Source organism: Kordia algicida OT-1 (assembly GCF_000154725.1).
Lineage (GTDB): Bacteria > Bacteroidota > Bacteroidia > Flavobacteriales > Flavobacteriaceae > Kordia > Kordia algicida.
The window spans coordinates 3,895,769-3,917,617 of record NZ_DS544873.1; the positions used below are offsets into that span (position 1 = coordinate 3,895,769).

Here is a 21,849-nt window from a genome sequence, read left to right on the forward strand (position 1 = left end):
TTTACCCTTCTGTATACTAAAAACGAAAGAATTTAGTTTAAGAAATACAAAAAAGATCGACCTTGAAGAAAACAATACATATATTAATAATCGTTTCACTACTAGGGATTTTACTCTTTAGCTGTTCTATCAAAAAAGATACATTTATCAACAGAAATTGGCATGCTGTTACCACAAAATACAATGTGCTCTTTAATGGAAATGTTGCCTTTGAAGAAGGACGTGAAGCACTCATGAACGCCTATATTGACAACTATTGGGAAATTCTTCCTGTAGAACGTATGGAAGTTCAGGACGATTTGACACTTCCAGGACAAGGTGGAAAAAATCCGAACTTCAAAAAAGCAGAAGAAAAAGCTGTAAAAGCCATTCAAAAACATTCTATGGATATCAAAGGTCGTCAACGCAATCCGCAAATGGACGAAGCATATCTATTACTTGGAAAAGCGCGCTATTTTGACCAACGATTTATTCCCGCATTAGAAGCGTTTAATTACACCATTGGCGAATATCCAGACAGTGACAAAATCAATCAAACAAAAATTTGGCGCGAAAAAACACACCTTCGTTTAGAAAATGAAGAATTTGCCATTGTCAACCTAAAAAGAATCTTAGAATTTGAAAAACTAAGCGATCAAGAATATGCAGATGCAAATGCTGTGTTGGGTCAGGCATACATCAATTTAAAACATAAAGACAGTGCTGTACAAGTATTAAAACGTGCCGCATATTCTACTAAAATTCACGAAGAACAAGGTCGTTACAACTATATCATTGGACAATTGTTTAATGAATTAGGCTATAAAGACAGCGCCAATATTGCTTTTGATAAAGTCATTGAACTCAATAGAAAATCGCCACGTGTGTACATGATTAATGCACATATTGAAAAAGCGAGAAACTTTGACCTAGAAACAGGAAACAAAGAAGAATTTCTTGAAATGCTAAACGACTTGGCAGAAGATCGTGAAAACAGACCTTTCTTAGATCGCATCTATCGCCAATTGGGAGAATATCATCTATCGCAAGATTCACTAGAATTGGCAGAAGCATATTTCAACAAATCGCTTCGTAAAGCAACTACAGACAGATTTCTAAAAGCATTAGACTACGAAAATATAGCAGCATTGCGTTTTGATGAAGCACAATACAAAGAAGCAGGAAAGTATTTTGACAGTACCTTGCTAAACTTAGAAAAAAATACGCGCAAACACCGAAGAATCTCAAAGAAAAGAGCCAACCTTGACGATGTCATCGAATATGAAGATGTAGCGCAAAAAAATGACAGTATCTTAAAATTGGTCAACTTTACAGAAGAAGAACGAACTGCCTATTTTCAAGCATACATTGACGAATTGAAAGCTGCGGAAGAAGCCAAAAAAGAATTGGAAGAACAAAAACAAAGCTTTGTTGCCAACGAATTTGCTTCTAGCAGAAACTCAGGACCAAAAAACGATGGTGGAGATTTTTATTTTTACAGTCAAACAACGGTTGCCTACGGTAAAAACGAATTCCGCAAAAAATGGGGCGATCGTGCACTAGAAGATAATTGGCGTTTATTTGATAAAAATACAATTGTAAAAACAAGTACAGAATCTTCAGGAATAGTAGGAAATGCAGAATTAGTAGAAGCAGATATTTACTCCGTAAAACTCTATACAGATAGAATACCAACAGACGAAAAAGTAATTGATAGCATTGGTAAAGAACGCAACTTTGCATACTACCAATTGGGATTAATTTACAAGGAAAAATTTAAAGAATACAAATTGGCTGCCAACCGACTGGAGCAACTATTGCAAAACGATCCGGAAGAAAAATTAATTCTGCCTTCAAAGTACAATCTCTATAAAATTTACGTGCTTTTAGAGCAACCAGCAAAAGCAGATCAATGGAAAAATGATATTCTTAACAATCATGGAAACACGCGTTACGCACAAATTCTGAGAAATCCGCAGGAAGTTATTACGTCAGATGAAAATAGTCCAGAAAGCTTATATGCCAATACCTATAAAAAGTTTGCCAATCAGGAATTTGAAGCTGCTTTAAATGATGCTGAAAAATACATCAATCAATTTACGGGCGAAGAAATTGTGCCAAAATTTGAGATGTTAAAAGCAATCATCATTGCACGTTTAGATGGTTATATGGCATACAAAGATGCATTGAACTATGTAGCACTCAACTATCCGAATGATGAAGAAGGAAAGCGCGCGCAGGAAATCATTGCTACATCATTACCAAAAATAGCCAACAAAACAGTGGTAAATGATGATAAGGCAACCAACTTTAAAATCATTTACACATTTCAGAAAAATGAAACAGAAGCTATGGAAGCACTCGAAAAAACAATTGCAGAAGCCTTTGAAGATCGAGGATACAACTCGCTTTCCGTTTCTCGTGATGTATACAACAGAAGTCAACACTTTGTTGTAATTCATGGATTCAAATCAAAATCAGTAGCCATGGTTTTGAAGACATGCTTAAAACAGGACCATCGTATATGGTTGAAAAGCCAAATGTAATCATGTCTTCTGAGAACTATCAAACCATACAAATTCATAAAAATTTAGACGAAATAAAATAACATTAGCCAAACACTAAGTAATCCCTCAAATTTAAAATCATGTTTTCAGAATCTAAAAAAAAGCGTAACGGAGAAGCGACTCGTGGTCAATCGAATCGAATTGGAAAGTCAACACATATTAAAGGAGATGTAGTTTCAGAAGCTGATTTTAGAATTGATGGAAAACTAGAAGGAAGTGTAGAAACTTCGGGGAAAATTGTGATTGGAGAAAATGGTGTCATCACAGGAAAAGTAATATGTACCAATGCGGACATTGAAGGTCGTTTTCACGGAGAGTTGACAGTTTCAAACTTACTAACGCTAAAAAAGACAGCAATCATTGAAGGAGAAGTTTTTGTTAGCAAACTATCTATTGAACCTGGCGCTACTTTCAATGCTACCTGTGTGATGAAAACTGGTGTAAAAGAACTCAACTCAAGTGGAGAAAAAAAAGCGGACAAAACAGCTTAAAAGCTATGTAAAATTTACAGGAATCGCCTTTCAAATGGGAATTATCATTGGAATTGGCGTGTATCTTGGTATGTGGCTCGATGAAAAATTTCCGAACAAACACAAACTCTTTACCATTATATGTTCTTTAGTATTTGTAAGTTTGTCCATGTGGCAAGTGATACGTCAACTCAAAAAATTCAACAAAGACTAAACAGGTGAAACAAAACGTACTCAAATTCTTTACACATTTCTTACTATTTACGTTGGCGCTTTTCGCAATACACCAATTAGTAGACTTGTTCGTATTGTCAGAAACAAAATTCTATTACAATCCTTGGAGTATTCATCTCTTTCTCTTTCTAATTACTTTCTTACTATATGTTGCGGTAGCGTATATAAAAACTATTTTTGCTGAAAAAGCCGCGTTGGCATTCTTGGGTGGAAGTTTTTTAAAAATGATGGCGGGAATTTTATTTCTGGTTCCTTTTTTCAAAAACAAAGACTATTTTAACATTGAAAATGTATTGGCATTTTTCATTCCTTATTTCTTCTATTTGGCATTTGAAGCATACTATGTTTTAAAGTTGATAAACGAAAAATAAGGGCTTCCCAAGGCACTTATCAAAAAACTTTTCAGGGAATCAAAAAAAAAAGAGTTATTAACCTTGTATTGTTAATTAAAAACTTACCTTTGCACCGAAATTTAGGAACCATATATTTATATACAATACAATAAATATGATAGCTAAAAAATCTATCAAGAATCTAATTCTAGCAGTACTTTTCGCATTACCACTATTCGCAACGGCAAGTGGAAGCTCTGAAAAAGGTGAAGAAAAGAAATTTGATGTAGTAGAAATGATAATGCATCATATTGCTGATTCACACGAATGGCACTTATGGGGAGAAGGTGAAGACGCCATGACTATTCCACTTCCTGTAATATTATATACGGACAATGGTTTGGTGACTTTTTTGTCTAATGAATTTCATCATGACGATACAGGTCATCATATTGTGACGAAAAACGGAATGAATTTCGTTAGAAATCACGGAAAAATCTACCAGTTAAATGCAGGAGAAACTTCTGTGAAAATGGAAGATCACCACATTACAAATGGTTCAAAACCATTAGACTTCTCAATTACAAAAAACGTTGCGTCAATGTTTATATCAATCATTTTGATATTATTGATTTTCACAAGCATTGCACGATCATACAAAAAATCATTAGTTCCAACAGGATTCGCAGGATTAATGGAGCCGCTTATCATCTTCGTAAGAGATGACATTGCAAAATCATTAATTGACGAGAAAAAGTACATGAAATATGTGCCGTACTTACTAACGTTGTTCTTCTTTATTTGGGTAAATAACTTACTTGGTTTAGTGCCAACAGGAGCGAACCTTACAGGAAACATTGCAACCACAATGGTATTGGCAGTATTAACCTTACTTATTGTAAACTTCAGCGGTAACGCAAACTATTGGAAACACATCTTTTGGATGCCAGGAGTTCCAGTGCCAATGAAAATAATATTAGCACCAATTGAATTTGTTGGAATCTTTACAAAACCGTTTGCATTAATGATTCGTTTATTTGCAAACATTACCGCTGGTCACATTATCATATTAAGTTTAGTATCATTAATATTTATCTTCCAATGGGCAGGAACACCATCTATGCTATTGGCAATCTTTATTATGATCTTAGAATTTGTGGTAGCCTTTGTACAAGCATACATATTTACCTTCTTAACAGCGTTATTCATCGGAATGGCTGTGGAAGATGCACATCACTAGAAAAGAATAAAAGAAACAAAAACATAAAGAATTAATTTTTAAATTTTATTATTATGATTGGTAGTATCGCAGCATTAGGAGCCGGACTTGCAGTATTAGGAGTAGGTCTTGGTATCGGAAAAGTTGGTGGACAAGCAATGGAAGCTATGGCTAGACAACCAGAAGCAGCAGGTAGAATACAAACAGCAATGATTATTGCAGCTGTATTTATCGAAGGTGCGGGAATGTTTGGTATCGTAGTATCGTTACTAGGTCTTAACCCAGCAGCATAAGCTAACACACAACTCTTGTAGTACGGTTGGTACTACAAGAGTTTGTATCATTTTTAAAATTTAAAAAAAGATAAACATACAATACTATGGATTTAATTACACCTGCAATTGGATTGGTATTTTGGGTAACAATAGCTTTCTTAGCATTGGTTATCATCTTAAGAACAGCAGCTTGGAAGCCAATCTTAGGAGCAGTAAAAGAAAGAGAAGACTCTATCAAAAATGCTTTGGAAGCGGCTGAAAACGCAAAAAAAGAAATGCAAAACTTGCATGCTGATAACGAAAAGTTATTAAAAGAAGCAAGAGCTGAAAGAGAAGCTATGTTGAAAGAAGCACGTGAAATCAAAGAAAAAATGATTGCAGATGCTAAAGGAGAAGCACAAGAGCAAGCAAACAAAATGATTGCACAAGCACAAGAAAGCATTCGAAGTGAAAAACAATCTGCTTTGGCTGAATTGAAAAATCAAGTAGCAAACATTTCTGTAGAAATTGCAGAAAAAGTAGTACGTGAAGAATTAGCAGACAAAGACAAGCAATTATCATTAGTTGATAAAATGCTTGGTGATGTTACATTAAACTAATAAAAGCACTATGGCAGGATCTAGAGCAGCAATACGTTATGCAAAGGCAATCTTAGGATTAGCGCAAGAGCAAAATGCAGGAGAAGCTGTAGCGAAAGATATGGACGGTATCGTAAAAACTGTAGAAAACAGTAAAGACTTACGATTAATGTTAAACAGTCCTATTGTAAAGTCTGAAACTAAAAAAGCAGCTTTACTTGAAATCTTTACAGGAATGCATTCTGTATCGGAAGGAGTAATAGATATGTTAATGGCTAACAAGCGAATTGACTTATTAGACAACATAGCTGTTCAATATTGCAACTTATTCGATCAATTACAAGGCAAACAAACCGCAGTGGTAACTACGGCAGTACCTTTAACAGATGGACTAAGAAGCAAAGTACTGGCTAAGGTGAAAGATCTTACGAATAACGAAGTAACAATAGAAAACAAAATCGACGAAAGTATTATCGGTGGATTTATTTTACGTGTGGGCGATTTGCAATACAACGCAAGCATCGCAAACCAATTAAATACACTAAAACGAACTTTCTCTCAAAATTAAATACTAAATAAAATGGCAGAAGTTAAAGCTGCTGAGGTATCAGCAATATTAAAAAAACAACTATCAGGATTTGAAGCTACAGCTTCTCTTGACGAAGTTGGAACTGTACTACAAGTAGGTGATGGTATCGCTCGTGTTTACGGATTAGCTAACGCTCAATACGGAGAATTAGTAGAATTTGAAACAGGAATGGAAGGTATCGTATTGAACCTTGAAGAAGACAATGTTGGTGTGGTATTATTAGGACCTTCTAAAGAAGTAAAAGAAGGAGCTACTGTAAAACGTACACAACGTATTGCTTCTATCAAGGTAGGAGAAGAAATGGTAGGACGTGTAGTTGATACGTTAGGAAACCCAATTGATGGAAAAGGACCAATAGGAGGCGATCTTTATGAAATGCCTTTAGAGCGTAAAGCACCTGGAGTAATCTTCCGTCAGCCAGTAAACGAACCATTACAAACAGGAATCAAATCTATTGATGCAATGATTCCAGTGGGTAGAGGACAACGTGAGTTGGTAATTGGTGACCGTCAAACAGGAAAAACCACCGTATGTTTAGATACAATTCTTAACCAAAAAGAATTTTATGATGCTGGTGAGCCTGTATTTTGTATCTATGTAGCTATTGGACAAAAAGCGTCTACAGTTGCAGCGATCGCAAAAACATTAGAAGAAAGAGGAGCATTAGCTTATACAGTAATTGTAGCGGCTAACGCATCAGATCCTGCGCCAATGCAGGTATACGCACCATTCGCTGGAGCAGCAATTGGAGAATATTTCCGTGATACAGGTCGTCCTGCATTAATCGTGTATGATGATTTATCAAAACAAGCAGTTGCTTACCGTGAAGTTTCATTATTATTACGTCGTCCACCAGGACGTGAGGCGTATCCAGGTGACGTTTTCTACCTTCACTCTCGTTTATTAGAGCGTGCGGCGAAAGTAATTGCAGATGATGATATCGCAAAAGATATGAACGACTTACCAGATTCATTAAAGTCAATCGTAAAAGGTGGTGGATCATTAACAGCATTACCAATCATTGAAACACAAGCAGGAGATGTATCTGCCTACATTCCAACAAACGTAATTTCGATTACAGATGGACAGATCTTCTTAGATGGTGATTTATTTAACTCTGGTGTACGTCCAGCAATTAACGTAGGTATTTCGGTATCACGTGTAGGAGGTTCGGCTCAGATTAAATCAATGAAAAAAGTTGCAGGTACGTTAAAGCTTGACCAAGCGCAGTTCCGTGAATTAGAAGCATTCGCAAAATTTGGTTCTGACTTAGATGCAGTTACATTAAACGTAATTAACAAAGGTAAGCGTAACGTTGAGATCTTAAAGCAAGCACAAAATGATCCATATACAGTAGAAGATCAGGTTGCTATCATTTATGCTGGATCTAAAAACTTACTAAAAGACGTTCCTGTTGATAAAGTAAAAGAATTTGAAAGAGATTTCTTAGAATTCTTAAACGCTAAGCACAGAGGTGTTTTAGATACTTTAAAAGCTGGAAAACTAACAGACGAAGTTACAGACACATTAACACAGGTTTGTAAAGAAATGTCTGCGAAATATAACTAATTCTGAATTAGGAATTCTAAATTCAGAATTTAGACTATGGCTTACAAAGAAAAAAACAATGTTGTTGTCGACAAGAGTTTTTATTTTGGCTGCGATATTGTTAATTTCTGTAAAGAGTTAAAACAAAACCATGACTTTGAAATTGCACGTCAACTAATAAGAAGTGGTACAAGTATAGGTGCAAACATAAGAGAATCACAACGAGGTGTAAGTACTAAAGATTTTAAAAATAAATTAGGAATTGCACTTAAAGAAGCTGATGAAACGCTATACTGGTTAGATATTATTGAAGAAACCACAATGGAAGTTCCCAATAATTTGAAAGCCAAATGTGAAGAACTTATAAAGCTTTTAGTTACAATAATTAAAAATTCATAATTAAGAATTCTGAATTCATAATTACAAACAAATGGCAAACTTAAAAGAAATACGTAATAGAATTAGTTCTGTAAAATCAACAATGCAGATTACAAGCGCTATGAAAATGGTGTCGGCTGCAAAGTTGAAAAAAGCACAAGACGCGATCACTGCGATGCGTCCGTATGCAAACAAACTTACAGAATTATTACAAAGCTTAAGTGCTACATTAGATGCAGATAGCGGAAGTAAATTTGCAGATCAACGTGAAGTAAATAAAGTATTAATTGTAGCTATTACATCTAACAGAGGATTGTGTGGAGCGTTTAACTCTAACATTATCAAACAAGCAAACAACCTAATCAACAACGTATACGCTGGAAAGCAAGTTGATGTGTTGTCTATTGGTAAAAAAGGAAATGACATCTTATCAAAAACAAATACGATTCTTGAAAATCGTAGTGATGTTTTTGACGCATTGACTTTTGATAATGTAGCAGAAATTGCGCAAAAATTAATGGATTTATTTGAAGATGGATCATACGATAAAATCGAGATCGTTTACAACAAATTCAAAAATGCAGCGACACAAATTATCATGACAGAGCAATTTTTACCAATTGTTCCTATCGAATCAAGTGAAAACGTTCAATTAGATTATATTTTTGAGCCATCAAAAGAAGAAATCGTTGAAGGATTGATTCCAAAGTCATTAAAAACACAATTATTCAAAGCTATCAGAGACTCTTTTGCAAGTGAGCACGGAGCGCGTATGACAGCAATGCACAAAGCAACCGACAACGCAGCAGAATTGAGAGACTCATTAACATTGACATACAACAAAGCACGTCAAGCAGCCATTACAAACGAAATCTTAGAAATCGTTGGTGGAGCGGAAGCGTTAAACAATTAAATAAAGGCGTACACTGAGCGGAGTCGAAGTGTACTCTCATTATAGCATTAAAAACCTCATGGAAACGTGAGGTTTTTTGTTTATCAACAATTTTGTCATTCCTGTAGAGGCAGGTATCTACTATCACGAATTACTTACTCTTATGCAGAACTGAATTAAGTTCAGTTTGATGATAGGTTACACGAAAATTCTGTTCATAAATATTAAGTCAAAAAACAAAGCGATCTGAAAAAAAAGTTCACACTGAGCTTGTCGAAGTGTAACATTTTCAAAAAACTGCATCTAAAGGGAAAATCAAAAACACAAACAGTATGCAAACCTTTAGAAAACTCCTCATTGCAAGTTGTCTATTCATTACATTTTCAACAATCGCACAAGAAAAATCATTTCAAGTTAAAATCATTGGAAAAGGAAATCCGATACTACTATTTCCAGGATTCAGTTGTACAGGCGATGTTTGGAACGAAACTGTAAAAGAACTCTCCAAAACCCACGAATGTCATATTTTTACCTTTGCGGGATTTGGGAATGTTCCAGCGATTGAAACTCCTTGGTTAACCACCATCAAAAACGATCTAGAAAATTACGTAACTCGTAAAAAACTAAAAAAACCTACCATTATCGGACACAGTATGGGTGGATCATTAGCACTCTGGTTAGCTTCCGAAAATCCAAACACGTACAAAGAACTCATCATTGTAGATGGCTTGCCAAGTATTGGTGCATTGATGATTCCAGATTTCTCTCCAGACAAAGTAAGTTACGACAATCCGTTTGCAAAACAACAACTAGAAATGGACGAAACTGCCTTCAAACAAATGGCTACTCAAATGGCAGCAGGAATGACAAAAAACGAAGAAAAACAACCGCAAATCGTTTCATGGATGCTTCAAGCCGATCGAAAAACCTATGTATATGGTTATATTGATTTAATGAAACTAGACTTGCGAGAAAGTATCAAAAACATCAAAATTCCAGTGACAATTATGGCGGCAGTTAGTTTCTATCCAAAACCACAAGTAGAAAAACTCTATACAGAACAATATCAAAAACTAGACAAGAAAAAAATCATATACGTTGATAACTCAGCACACTTTATTATGTTTGACAAAACAGATTGGTTCGTAAAGGAAGTTCGAAAGCTAGTCGTTAAAAGGTAATTAGTTTTTAGTTTTCGGTTGTCAGTTCACTAATATAAAACGTGGAATAGATAAACTAAGTTATGAGTTTTGAATGAAAAGTAAACAAACACCTTAGAGTAAGCAGAACAAATAACAAACAACGAATAACCGAAAAGTTAAGAGTTATGAGTAAAAAAGCCAAACAAGCTAAAAAATTAGTGCCAATTCAAAACACAAGAAGATCAAACAAAACAATTCGTGAATTCGTGGTAAAAACACCTTCGAGTCAGTAAAAACAAAAATGTCAAAACAATTCACAAAAATATACAAAGAACACTACGAAAAAGTTCATCGTTTATGTCTCGGATATGTAAATGGCGATCAGGCGTTGGCAAAAGATTTGTCGCAAGATGTTTTCATAAAAGTGTGGGAACATTTAGACGAATTTCAACACAAATCGAGTATTGGAACTTGGATTTACAGAATCACTGTCAATGTCTGTTTGCTATTCATCCGAAAAAATAAAAAGAAGAAAAAAGTAGATTTCGTAGAAATAAAAGAAGAAGTCCAAGAAGAACATGACAATCAAAATCGCATGCAACAAATGTACGCGTGCATACATAAGCTCAAAGAAACAGAGCGAATCATTATTCTATTAGTTTTAGAAGGTTTACCGCAAAAAGAGATTGCGGAAATCACAGGGCACTCACACCAAAACATTCGTGTGATGGTATACAGAATCAAAGAAAAACTCACAAAATGCGTATCCAATGGAATTTAAAGACATACAAAACATATGGCAACAACAATCGGGAGAAACCACACTTCCTGATTTTGAACCAGCGAAGCAAAACTTAAGACAACTTCGTAAAAAACAACAAATCTCAAAAATTATATTAGCCATTACAGGAATTGTGCTCATTGCATTCTTTTTCTACATTTCGGCATACAAATACAGCGGACCATTATTAGGAATGTCATTGCTCATCGGAGTTGTCTTGGTGAGAGTCTATATCGAAATAAAAAGTCAGCAGCAGCTAAAAAAAATAAGTGTCTTACTTTCGTTAGAAGATTTCAAAGCGCAACTCATCAATTACTATCAAAAGCGAAAAAACCTAGCGTTTAGAACCATTCCAATCTTGTTGATAATTTACAACATAGGAATTCTAATTATGATGTATTATTTCTATCAATACCTTTCAAGAGGATTTTTCTATTACATTGTCATCTCGTATCTCGTATCGTTTGCAGTATTATTCTATTTCATCCGAAAACAAGTATTAAACGAACTTTCAATCTTAAAAAACCTTCAGGAATCTTAGAAATACTGAATTTTAAACAGATTAAAAGTTATGAGTTGTGAGTAAAAAGTATACAAGATATATTTGAGTACGTAAAACAAACAAATAAATCCACAAAAAATACATACAAAAAATCATTTTGGGAAAGCCCTCAGAAATCAATACTTTTAAGGCTTAAACAAAACATTCCTTGAGCGCACTAAAAAAGTTCTTCAAAGACACCATAATCTACGGAATTGCGGCAATCTTGCCACGAGCCATCAACATAGGTTTACTAAAATTACATACCAATGCTTTTGGATCAGAACGTTATGCGGTAAACACAGAATACTATGTATACGCAGCATACTTAAACGCGTTGCTAACCTACGGAATGGAAACGGCGTTTTTCCGTTTCTTCAGTAAAGAACAGGAAAAAGGAAAAATCATTTCCACATCATTCATAAGCCTACTATTTACAACAGTATTATTCTTAATTTTAGGATTGAGTTTTGCACCAGAAATCACAACATCACTCGGTTTTGAAAAAGTCATGTATGTCAAAATCTTGGTGTGGACAGTTTTTCTCGATACCATTGTCGTCATTCCATTTGCCTATTTGCGTGTCACCAACAGACCGATTCGTTTTGCGGGCATCAAAATCGCAAACATTTTATTCCTAGCCGTACTAAATGTAATCTTTCTGTGGGCGATTCCAAATGGTTTCCTTTCGGAAGGAATATTGCCAGATTCACTCAACTTTTACATAAAAAATCAACCGCAAGTTATCTACATATTCTTGGCAAATGTCTTTGCAAGCTTATTAACGCTGATACTACTCTTTCCACAAATTCTAAAAATAAAATGGACGTTTGATGCGAAAGTTTTACAGAAGCTTCTAATCTATGGAACACCAATTATGATTGGAAGTCTAGCATATGTAACCAATGAAAACATTGACAAACTTTTCTTAGGCGAAATAATTGGCGATGCCGAAATGGGGAAATATTCTGGTTGTTACAAACTCGGTGTATTCATGACGCTTTACATAACGGCATTCCGATTGGGCGCAGAACCATTTTTCTTCAATCATGCCAAAGAAAAAAATGCTAAAAATAACTATGCTACCATTCTCAAGTGGTTTACCATTCTAGGCGCTATTTTTATGCTGATCGTTGTTGCGTATATTGATCTATTCGCAAGTTTACTCATCAGTAAACCAGAATATCTAGACGCTTTAGCAATTGTACCTATCATTCTCTTGGCAAATCTCTGTTTGGGAATCTATAACAATCTCTCCATTTGGTACAAACTCACGGACAAAACGAGCTACGGAATGTACATTTCTATATTTGGTGCGTTGGTAACAATCGTATTCAATCTAATCATGATAAAAAAAATAGGATTCATGGCTTCGGCTTGGGCAACCTTAGTTGCATACGGAAGCATGATGATAATCTCATACATACTCGGGCAAAAACACTATGCAGTTCCATACAAAATAAAGCAAATTGGTGCATACATGCTATTAGCTTCCGTACTATCGGCAATAGCATTCTATGACAGCTTTCGCGGAAACTATATCATTGCAACTGCATTAGTTTTAGTATTTTTGGCAATCGTGTATCTATCAGAACGCAAAGAACTCAAACGACTCATTCAAAAAGGCTCTTAAACAATTAATAATGTTGAATGCTTAATTTTAAATGTAAAAGTATTTTTGAATAACGAATAACGAATAACGAATAACGAATAACGAATAACGAAAAGCTGTATGTTGTAAGTTATTAGTGGGACAAAAAGCGTTCGGGTAAGCAAAACAAACAATAAAATACAAACAACGATAATCAACAAATGAACATAAAAATCATCAACAAATCGCAACACGCGTTACCACATTATGAAACTTTGGCTTCCGCCGGAATGGACTTACGTGCAAATCTATCCGAAGCAATAACGCTTGAACCTATGGACAGAACCATCGTAAAAACTGGATTATTCATTGAATTGCCTATTGGATACGAAGCACAAGTACGCCCGAGAAGCGGTTTAGCGGCAAAAAAAGGAATCACGGTACTTAATGCACCTGGAACGGTTGATGCAGATTACAGAGGAGAAATTGGCGTAATTCTTGTCAATCTATCCAAAGAAACCTTCACGATTGAAAATGGAGAACGGATTGCACAATTGGTCATCGCCAAACACGAACGTGCAATGTGGGAAGAAGTAAGTGAACTATCAAAAACAGATAGAGGCGCTGGCGGATTTGGAAGCACAGGAACGAAGTAAGGAAGATGAAAATATAAACGTAAAATGCTGAATTTTAAATTAAAAAGTATTTTTGAATAATGAACTATTGAAAAGTTGTGAGTTGTGAGTTGTGAGTTTTGAGTTAAGAGTTAAGAGTGAAAAGTCAAACAAACTAAAATTAGTGCCAATTCAAAACATAAGAAACTCAAACAAAAACAATTCGTGAATTCGTGATAAAAACACGTTTGAGTAAGCAGAACAAACAACAAACAACGAATAACCAAAAAGTTAAGAGTTGTGAGTTAAGAGTGAAAAGTCAAACAAGCTAAAATTCGTGCCAATTCAAAACACAAGAAACTCAAACAAAAAACAATTCGTGAATTCGTGGTGAAAAACACGTTTGAGTAAGCAGAACAACCAAAAGCAAATCAAGATGAAAAAAATAACACTATTACTAAGTCTATTGCTACTAAGCACATTCATATTGCATGCGCAAGAAAGTGATGCTGAAAAAGCTAAAAAAATAAAAAATATATCTCAAGAAGCTTGTGAGTGCATTGCAAAAATTGATTTGAAATTAAAAAATATAGAAAAAAACAAAGAAATCAAAAGTTGTATCACTACTGAAATTTTAGCGGAGCAGATGAGTGAATCATTACTTAAACAATTTGAAAAAGTAAAAGATACTCTAGATAAAATGGGATCTGAAAAAGATTCGATTTCTATCAATTTTGACATGAACAACACCGTAATCGCCGATAAAGACTATGATGAAATAGAAGAATACTTATTGCGAAACTGTTCAGCACTCAAAGAACTCATCATGATTTCAGATGAAAAACATGAAAACTCAGTCTCAGACAAAGAAAAAGCATTAAAATTTTACAACGAAGGAGTTACATATTACCGTAAAGGCGAATATGAAAATGCAGTTGTTGCCTACAAAAAAGCAGTAAAAAAAGACAAAAAATTTGCATTTGCATGGGACAACTTAGGACTCAGTTACCGAAGATTAGAAAACTACAGACAAGCCATCAAAGCATATCGTAAATCCTTAAAACTAGATCCAAAAGGAAGAGTGCCACTTATGAATTTACCCATCGCACAATCCTATCTAGGAAAATACAAAGACGCTATCAAAAGTTACCAAAAATTCATTGAAATCTATCCTGAAGATCCAGAAGGTTACTACGGCATCAGCCGAATGTATATGGAAACCAAAGAATATGAAAAGTCTCTAGACAACGTTATGAAATCGTTTGTCATGTACAAAACGGTCAATTCACCATACCATAAAGACGCACAAAGCATCATTGTTATGTTATACGACATCATGAAAAAGGAAAATATGATGGATGAGTTTCAAAAAATAGCAAAAAAGCACAACATCAATATCAAGGAATAACGAAATTTGAAGTTCTAAATTTTAAATTAAAAAGTATTTTTGAATAATGAACGACTGAAAAGTTATGAGTTGTGAGTTGTGAGTGTAAAGTTGCACAAGCTAAAAAATTAGTGTCAATTCAAAACACAAGAAACTCAAACAAAAACAATTCGTGAATTCGTGATAAAAACACGTTTGAGTAAGCAGAACAAACAACAAACAACGAATAACCAAAAAGTTAAGAGTTATGAGTGAAAGTAAACAAAAATAATTGATGAATTCATAGCAAAACACATCCGAGTAAGAAAAACAAATACACAAAAAAACGAATCAATAAATAACAAAATATAAATATCGACAAAATGAAAATAATTGTACCAATGGCAGGACGCGGCTCAAGACTTCGTCCACATACACTCACTGTTCCAAAACCATTAATCCCAATCGCAGGAAAACCAATAGTACACCGATTGGTTTCTGACATCGCAAAAGTACTCGGCGAACCTATCGAAGAAGTAGCGTTTGTATTAGGTGATCCAGCTTTCTTTGGAGACGATGTGGTAGAAAGTTTAACGGAACTGGCAGAAAGTTTAGGCGCAAAAGCAAGCATCTATCGTCAAGATCAACCTTTAGGAACAGGTCACGCTATCATGTGTGCAAAAAATTCGCTATCAGGTCCGGCGGTAATCGCTTATGCGGATACATTAATCAGAGCCGATTTCAATCTCGACAAAGATGCAGATGCAGCCATTTGGGTAAAACAAGTAGAGCAACCAGAAGCATACGGAGTTGTAAAATTAAATGACAACAAAGAAATTGTAGAATTAGTAGAAAAACCAGCCGAATTTGTCTCAGATTTAGCCGTAATCGGAATCTACTACTTCAAAGATGTTGCCGTATTAAAAGACGAATTACAACATGTGTTAGACAACAATATCATTCACGGTGGCGAATATCAAATCAATGATGGAATCAAAGGAATGATGGCAAAAGGACGTCGTTTTGTCACTGGTAAAGTAGACGAGTGGATGGACTGCGGAAACAAAAACGTTACCATTGAAACTAACGGGAAAATGTTAGGTTTCTTAAGTGCTGACAATGAAAAATTAGTGGCAGATTCTGCACAAATCATTGATTCAGAAATCATTCCACCATGTTACATCGGAGAAAATGTAATCATCAAAAATTCAACCGTTGGACCAAATGTTTCTGTGGGAGACCATACGCAATTGGAAAATGTAACTCTTAAAAATAGCTTAATACAAACCAATACTACGGTAAAAAATGCTAATTTAGAGGAAGCAATGATCGGAAATCATGCAAAATTTGATGGAAGCTTCACCAAAATTAGTATTGGCGATTACTCAACACTTGAAGCATAACAACACTTAAAATTCTTCTTATGAAAAAATACATGTGCATACTATTACTCGCAGGAATATTATCATTTTTTCCTAAACATGCATATGCACAAGAAGAAGAAAGTGCAGAAATTTCACTAGAAGAAAACATCGACGAGTTTCAAGAACACTTCTTTGAAGCCCTAAAACAACGCGGAATTGAAAACTATGATCGTGCCATTGACGAACTCCTAAAATGCAAAGCAATAGACGCAAGCGCAACCATCTATTTTGAATTGGGGAAAAATTATTTCTCTCAAAAAGAATATGACAAAGCAAAAGAATCATTTCAAACGGCGGTCAACAAAAAACCGCAAAATCAATGGTATCTCACAGGATTATTCAATGCACAACTCAAAACAAATGAACGTGAAGAAGCATTAGATACGGGAAAGAAAATCATCAATCTCAATCCGATGTTTCGTGAAGATGTTGCCAAAGTGTATGTAGGAATGGGCGAATACAAAAAAGCCTTAAAACAACTTGAACAACTTGAAAAAAAAGGCGGATTATCGTTTACGGCTTCCAACATGAAAACCATGCTCGAAAAGCAAGTCAACAAAAAGAAAAAATCTGATGGAGAAGTGGCAGAAGTCATCAACCAAACACCAAAACCAAGAGTAAGAGGCGATGCAAGAATTCTTGCTCAAGTTGAAGATGCTTTACAAACCAAATCGTATCAAGCGGCAAATAGGCTCGCAAAAATTGGTTTAAATGACTTTCCGTCGCAACCAAAGCTATATTTATACAATGCAAAGGCATTAAATGCGTTAACTGAATATAAGAAAGCGATAGAAATGCTTGAAATTGGCTTAGATTACATCATTGACGATGCGCCACTTGAAAAAGAATTCTATCAAACCTTTGTGGAAGCGTACAGAAAAATGGGCAATTCGAAAAAGGAAAAATATTATCTCAAAAAAATTCAATAAGCGTTTACGCAAACTAAAAATAAAGACTTGAAAAACAGTATCCAAATAATAATTACAAGTATAGTATTGCTCTTGTTTGTTGGTTGTAAATCGACCAAAACAATAGTGTCTTCTGGAGAAGTAGCAAATCTGTCTACGCGAAACATCATCAAAAATCATTACAAAAATGCGCTGAATTTTAAAACGATTCGCGGGAAACTAAAAGTAAATTTTGATGATGGAAAAACGCAAGAAAGTTTCTCCTTAAGCTTACGCATGAAAAAGGACGAAGCTATTTGGCTAAGCGCGACACTATCTTTAGTAAAAGTGTACATTACGCCAGAAAAAGTAAGTTTCTATAACAAATTAGATAACACGTATTTTGAAGGCGATTTTGCACTTATCAGTAATTTTCTAGGAACTGAGCTCGATTTTGAAAAAGTACAAAACTTACTTATTGGTGATGCATTATTCGATCTAAAAAAAGAACGTTTCAACTCAGAAATACAAGACAAAGCATACATGCTAACGCCAAAACGTGACTTCGAACTTTTCAAACGATTATTTCTATTAGATGCGTTTCATTTCAAAATAAAACAACAACAACTTGCACAAACTGCAGAACAACGTTTGCTTACAATTGATTACCCTGCGTACCAAGAAATTACTGGGCAAGCTTTCCCAAAAAATGTAGAAATTAAAGCAGAAGAAATAAACAAAACAACCACCATTCAAGTTGAATACAGAAAAATAACGTTCAATGAAGATGTGCGTTTTCCGTTTAAAATTCCAAGTGGATACAAAGAAATTAAAATCTAGTGAAAATCACATTCAATCAACATAGCTACAAAAAAATCATCGTACTCTTACTCCTTTTCGTAAGTGGTATGAGCATGGCGCAAGACAAAAAGAAAGAGCTGGAAGCGATGCGTTTGCGTTTGCAAAAAGAAATTCGACTCATCAACAAACTCATCAGTAAAAACACGTCTAAAACAAAATTTATTGTAGAAGATGTGCAAAGCATCAATCATAAAATTCGTGTCAAAAGAGATCTTGTCAAAGTGATGAATCAACAAACAAACTTGTTGACGAAACAAATCAATACGAATATCAAAAAAATTGGACAATTACGAGACGATTTAACGAAGCTAAAAGCTGATTATGCAGAAATGATTCGGAAGTCGTACAAAAGCAACTCAGAGCAAAGCAGATTGATGTTTTTGCTATCGTCTGAAAGTTTCCTGCAAGCGTATAAACGTGTGCAATACATGAAACAATATACGGACTATCGTAAAAAGCAAGGAGAAGCCATTGTAACGCGTACACAAGAGTTACAAACGCTCAACAAAACCTACTCTGATCAGAAAAAGGAAAAAGAAGCGCTTATTGCAGAAAACCGAAAAGTGCAAAAAGAACTAGAAAAAGAAAAAAAGCTACAAAATGAAATGTTGGCAGAATTGCGAAAAGACACCAACAAATACACTGCACAAGTAAAAAAGAAACAGCAACAAGCTGACGAAATAGATCGCCAAATTGATAAAATTATTCGTGATGCCATCGCGAGTTCCAACAAAAAAGCTGGAAAAAATACCTCAAACAAAACCTTTGCTTTAACACCAGAAGCCAAAGCCATTGGAAACAGTTTTGCAGCAAACAAAGGAAAACATATTTGGCCAGTTGCAGAAGGAACCAAAGTAAAAGGCTACGGAAAATACCGCGATGTGGTAAACCCAAATGTAACCAGAGAAAGCAATGGTGTTGTCATTGCGACCAATGTTGCCGAACCTGTTCGTGCAGTTTACAAAGGCGAAGTTACATACATGTTTACCACAAATGAAGGTGTAAAATGTGTGGTAATTCGTCACGGAAGTTACATTACAACGTACTTCGGACTCCAATCGGTTTCGGTAAAAACAGGCGATAAAGTCTCAAAAAAGCAAAACATCGGAACAATGTACACCAACAAAAGTACAGGAAAAACGGAACTCAAATTCACGGTTTTCAAAAATACCACACGTTTAAATCCAGAAAGTTGGTTGTATCGAATGTGATTCAGTATGACGCCACAAGTTCATAAAATAAACAACCAAAAAAACTAAACTCGAAGCGAACCTAAAAACGTTATTAATGTGTCAATTTGAAAATTTGGAAATGTATCAATTAGTTTCAAACAACACTCAAATTTGTCTCAGAAACAACCTTGAATCATTGAATTTTTAAATCTTTGAATTGATACCACACGATTCCGAAATCTAAGTTTTCTATCAAAGATATCATAGCTTTTGGGGAGTATTTAGAAAACAATTCTGAACTACTTGAAGCAAGCTAGGTAATACAAACCGTAGCATAACTACATCTTAGTTATGCTACGGTTTTTTTTATGCTTCACTTTTTTCAGTCTTGGACTGAGAACATTCAAAAATTCACAAAACATTCAAATCGAAAAATTATGTCTACAACATACCGTTATAAATCCGTTTCAAAAGTTCAATTAGCAGATGCCTATGGTGTCACACTTCACACATTTTGCCAATGGCTCAAACCTATTGAGCATAGTATAGGCGAATACGTTGCACGATGCTTCACACCAAAACAAGTTCAGAAAATTGTTGAACTCTTAGGAGAACCCGAAGATATCACAACAGTTAGAAACCAATAACTATTAAACAGCTATTACAATGATAATTGAACATACAGATATCGAACGTACAAACGGAGAAGAAAACGAAAAGAAAACACCCATTGAGAAAATTATGGATTATTTAAACTTGCGTTATGTATTCCGTAGAAATGTACTAACCTCAAACATAGAATGCAAAGAAATTGACCAAGTTGAGTATAGAATTTTAGACGATTCTATACTTAATTCTATTTGGGTTAAAATGCAAGTGGATGGCTTTAAGTATTCGCCCACTTTTATAGGGCGAATTTTAAATTCTGACTTCATTGCAGACTATAATCCAATCACAGCATATTTTGAAAGCTTACCTATGCTATCAGATGACAAAGACTATATTTCCATGCTTGCCGATACTATTACCGTTCAAGACATTAAAGTCAATGATGTAGCACTTAGAAAGCTTTGGAAACCATATTTTAAAAAGTGGCTTGTAGCTTCGGTTGCGACTTGTTTAGGATTAGGAATAAATCACACGTGTTTAATTTTAGTAGGCAATCAAGGAAGCGGAAAAACCACATGGTTAAACAAGCTTTGCCCTGCTGAAATGAAAAAGTATTTAGTTTGCTCACATATCAATCCTTCGCTTACCGATCAAACAACAGCAAACTATTTGGCTGAAAAATGGTTTGTAAATATTGACGACCAACTAGAAACGATTTTCGGAAAAGATTTTAATTCCATGAAGGCGATTATAACCGCACCAAGTGTGACCAATCGCAAGACATGGCACAAGTTCTCAAAGACGCGTCCACGTGTATGTTCCTTTATGGGTTCTGTAAACGAACCAAAGTTTTTAACAGATACAGAAAACAGACGCTATTTAGTATTTAGCGCAGAAAAAATCAATTATACGCATGAGGTAGATATGAATAAGGTTTGGGCGCAAGCTTTACAGTTAGTCAAAGAGAATTATCCGTATTGGTTTTCATCAGAAGAAATGAAACAACTTAACAAAGCAAATCAAGTATATAGACAGCAAAGTATTGAAGAAGAATATCTAATACGAATGTTTAAACCTTGCAAGCCAGACAACCCAAAAGCACGTTTTTTAATGCCTTCGGAACTACTAACATTATTAAATGCGCATTCGGGAATGCGTTTGTCACTTAAAAAGCTATCACGAGCGATGAAAGTATGCGGTTATGGAGAACCAATATCAAAAAGATTAAAAGATATAGGTGCAAGAAAAGTATATCCAGTACTTGAAATTTCTGAAAGCGAACAAAACAACATACAGCAAGAATATAGGAACGATTTTAAGCTAGATAACAAATAGTATAACAATTAGCAAAAACACTCTAAAAAACCGCGTAAAGCGGTTTTTTTTATGCCTTAAAAGTATTTACACAAATCCTGTAAGTAAATCAAGTTCAAATACACCTCTTTTTCAAAATTTCAGAAATATCCAAATTGTATTTGCCACAATACCACACCGTATAATCAATAGCTTATATATCTATATAACTATCTTATATATAATATATTATATAATAAATGTAGTATATACAATAGTAGTAAAAATGTGGTAATGGTGGTAGCAACTTTTAAAAGTGTAGTAGCGTGGTAAGTAGTTTTTTCAAAATTTGAACTTCGTTTTTTTTGAAAAGTCTTTAATGAGCAGTCAAAATACACTCAACGAACTTTAACGAATTGTCATAAACTACTAGAAAACAATCAAATAACAGTCTAGTAACAGTCAAATGCAAGTAAGAAATCAGAAATTATCTAAGAAATTAAGAGT

Annotated in this window: 23 protein-coding genes; all 23 read left to right on the forward strand. The window is 34.7% G+C overall.

From position 1 onward, the window contains the following. Window positions 1-62 precede the first annotated feature (62 nt). The 23 genes from porW (at window position 63) to KAOT1_RS16760 (ending at window position 21,384) form a co-directional block, all read left to right on the forward strand. On the forward strand, window positions 63-2,525 hold the full coding sequence (porW, locus tag KAOT1_RS16650; protein ID WP_007096037.1) for a type IX secretion system periplasmic lipoprotein PorW/SprE: 2,463 nt from the start codon (window positions 63-65) through the stop codon (window positions 2,523-2,525). 101 nt (window positions 2,526-2,626) lie between these two features. Next, window positions 2,627-3,037 carry a bactofilin family protein gene (locus KAOT1_RS16655; protein ID WP_007096039.1) on the forward strand — a complete coding sequence of 137 codons (411 nt, stop codon included), beginning with the start codon at window positions 2,627-2,629 and terminating at the stop codon, window positions 3,035-3,037. Then, window positions 3,006-3,230 (forward strand): AtpZ/AtpI family protein, encoded by a 225-nt coding sequence (locus KAOT1_RS22405; protein ID WP_040559632.1) that lies wholly within the window; start codon window positions 3,006-3,008, stop codon window positions 3,228-3,230. The genes KAOT1_RS16655 and KAOT1_RS22405 overlap by 32 nt, the downstream gene beginning before the upstream one ends. A gap of 4 nt (window positions 3,231-3,234) precedes the next feature. After that, a complete protein-coding gene (locus KAOT1_RS16665) occupies window positions 3,235-3,621 on the forward strand; it encodes a hypothetical protein (protein ID WP_007096041.1) in 387 nt (128 codons plus the stop codon). A 136-nt stretch (window positions 3,622-3,757) separates the two neighbouring features. Further along, window positions 3,758-4,822, forward strand: a complete 1,065-nt coding sequence (atpB, locus tag KAOT1_RS16670; protein ID WP_007096042.1) for a F0F1 ATP synthase subunit A — start codon at window positions 3,758-3,760, stop codon at window positions 4,820-4,822. A 53-nt stretch (window positions 4,823-4,875) separates the two neighbouring features. Next, window positions 4,876-5,094, forward strand: a complete 219-nt coding sequence (atpE, locus tag KAOT1_RS16675; protein ID WP_007096043.1) for an ATP synthase F0 subunit C — start codon at window positions 4,876-4,878, stop codon at window positions 5,092-5,094. Between the two features lie 86 nt (window positions 5,095-5,180). Then, entirely contained in the window at window positions 5,181-5,675 is a 495-nt protein-coding gene (locus KAOT1_RS16680; protein ID WP_007096044.1) for a F0F1 ATP synthase subunit B, read from the forward strand. Window positions 5,676-5,685: 10 nt separating this feature from the next. Then, window positions 5,686-6,222 carry an ATP synthase F1 subunit delta gene (atpH, locus tag KAOT1_RS16685; RefSeq protein WP_007096045.1) on the forward strand — a complete coding sequence of 179 codons (537 nt, stop codon included), beginning with the start codon at window positions 5,686-5,688 and terminating at the stop codon, window positions 6,220-6,222. Between the two features lie 12 nt (window positions 6,223-6,234). After that, the gene (gene atpA / locus KAOT1_RS16690) at window positions 6,235-7,812 is read left to right on the forward strand and encodes a F0F1 ATP synthase subunit alpha (protein ID WP_007096046.1); all 1,578 of its coding nucleotides are present in this window, start codon (window positions 6,235-6,237) and stop codon (window positions 7,810-7,812) included. Window positions 7,813-7,848: 36 nt separating this feature from the next. Continuing rightward, window positions 7,849-8,190, forward strand: a complete 342-nt coding sequence (locus tag KAOT1_RS16695; RefSeq protein WP_007096047.1) for a four helix bundle protein — start codon at window positions 7,849-7,851, stop codon at window positions 8,188-8,190. Between the two features lie 31 nt (window positions 8,191-8,221). Next, window positions 8,222-9,082, forward strand: a complete 861-nt coding sequence (gene atpG / locus KAOT1_RS16700) for an ATP synthase F1 subunit gamma (protein WP_007096048.1) — start codon at window positions 8,222-8,224, stop codon at window positions 9,080-9,082. Window positions 9,083-9,393: 311 nt separating this feature from the next. Further along, window positions 9,394-10,242, forward strand: a complete 849-nt coding sequence (locus KAOT1_RS16705; protein ID WP_007096049.1) for an alpha/beta fold hydrolase — start codon at window positions 9,394-9,396, stop codon at window positions 10,240-10,242. Window positions 10,243-10,504: 262 nt separating this feature from the next. Continuing rightward, window positions 10,505-10,984 carry an RNA polymerase sigma factor gene (locus tag KAOT1_RS16710; protein WP_007096051.1) on the forward strand — a complete coding sequence of 160 codons (480 nt, stop codon included), beginning with the start codon at window positions 10,505-10,507 and terminating at the stop codon, window positions 10,982-10,984. After that, window positions 10,974-11,525 carry a hypothetical protein gene (locus tag KAOT1_RS16715; protein WP_007096052.1) on the forward strand — a complete coding sequence of 184 codons (552 nt, stop codon included), beginning with the start codon at window positions 10,974-10,976 and terminating at the stop codon, window positions 11,523-11,525. Before KAOT1_RS16710 ends, KAOT1_RS16715 begins: the two co-directional genes overlap by 11 nt. 169 nt (window positions 11,526-11,694) lie before the next feature. Beyond that, complete coding sequence (locus tag KAOT1_RS16720; RefSeq protein WP_007096053.1) at window positions 11,695-13,158, forward strand: MATE family efflux transporter; 1,464 nt, start codon at window positions 11,695-11,697, stop codon at window positions 13,156-13,158. A 179-nt stretch (window positions 13,159-13,337) separates the two neighbouring features. Next, window positions 13,338-13,772 carry a dUTP diphosphatase gene (dut, locus tag KAOT1_RS16725; protein WP_007096054.1) on the forward strand — a complete coding sequence of 145 codons (435 nt, stop codon included), beginning with the start codon at window positions 13,338-13,340 and terminating at the stop codon, window positions 13,770-13,772. A gap of 394 nt (window positions 13,773-14,166) precedes the next feature. Further along, entirely contained in the window at window positions 14,167-15,138 is a 972-nt protein-coding gene (locus KAOT1_RS16730; protein ID WP_007096055.1) for a tetratricopeptide repeat protein, read from the forward strand. Window positions 15,139-15,479: 341 nt separating this feature from the next. Beyond that, window positions 15,480-16,499: a sugar phosphate nucleotidyltransferase gene (locus KAOT1_RS16735; RefSeq protein ID WP_007096056.1), complete on the forward strand. Its 1,020-nt coding sequence runs from the start codon at window positions 15,480-15,482 to the stop codon at window positions 16,497-16,499. 20 nt (window positions 16,500-16,519) lie between these two features. Next, complete coding sequence (locus KAOT1_RS16740; protein WP_040559633.1) at window positions 16,520-17,449, forward strand: tetratricopeptide repeat protein; 930 nt, start codon at window positions 16,520-16,522, stop codon at window positions 17,447-17,449. A 27-nt stretch (window positions 17,450-17,476) separates the two neighbouring features. Further along, window positions 17,477-18,247 (forward strand): DUF4292 domain-containing protein, encoded by a 771-nt coding sequence (locus tag KAOT1_RS16745; protein WP_238528710.1) that lies wholly within the window; start codon window positions 17,477-17,479, stop codon window positions 18,245-18,247. Continuing rightward, complete coding sequence (locus tag KAOT1_RS16750; protein WP_007096059.1) at window positions 18,247-19,479, forward strand: murein hydrolase activator EnvC family protein; 1,233 nt, start codon at window positions 18,247-18,249, stop codon at window positions 19,477-19,479. Before KAOT1_RS16745 ends, KAOT1_RS16750 begins: the two co-directional genes overlap by 1 nt. A 398-nt stretch (window positions 19,480-19,877) precedes the next feature. Continuing rightward, complete coding sequence (locus KAOT1_RS16755) at window positions 19,878-20,087, forward strand: hypothetical protein (RefSeq protein ID WP_007096060.1); 210 nt, start codon at window positions 19,878-19,880, stop codon at window positions 20,085-20,087. 19 nt (window positions 20,088-20,106) lie between these two features. Then, a complete protein-coding gene (locus KAOT1_RS16760; RefSeq protein ID WP_007096061.1) occupies window positions 20,107-21,384 on the forward strand; it encodes a VapE domain-containing protein in 1,278 nt (425 codons plus the stop codon). Window positions 21,385-21,849: the final 465 nt, after the last annotated feature.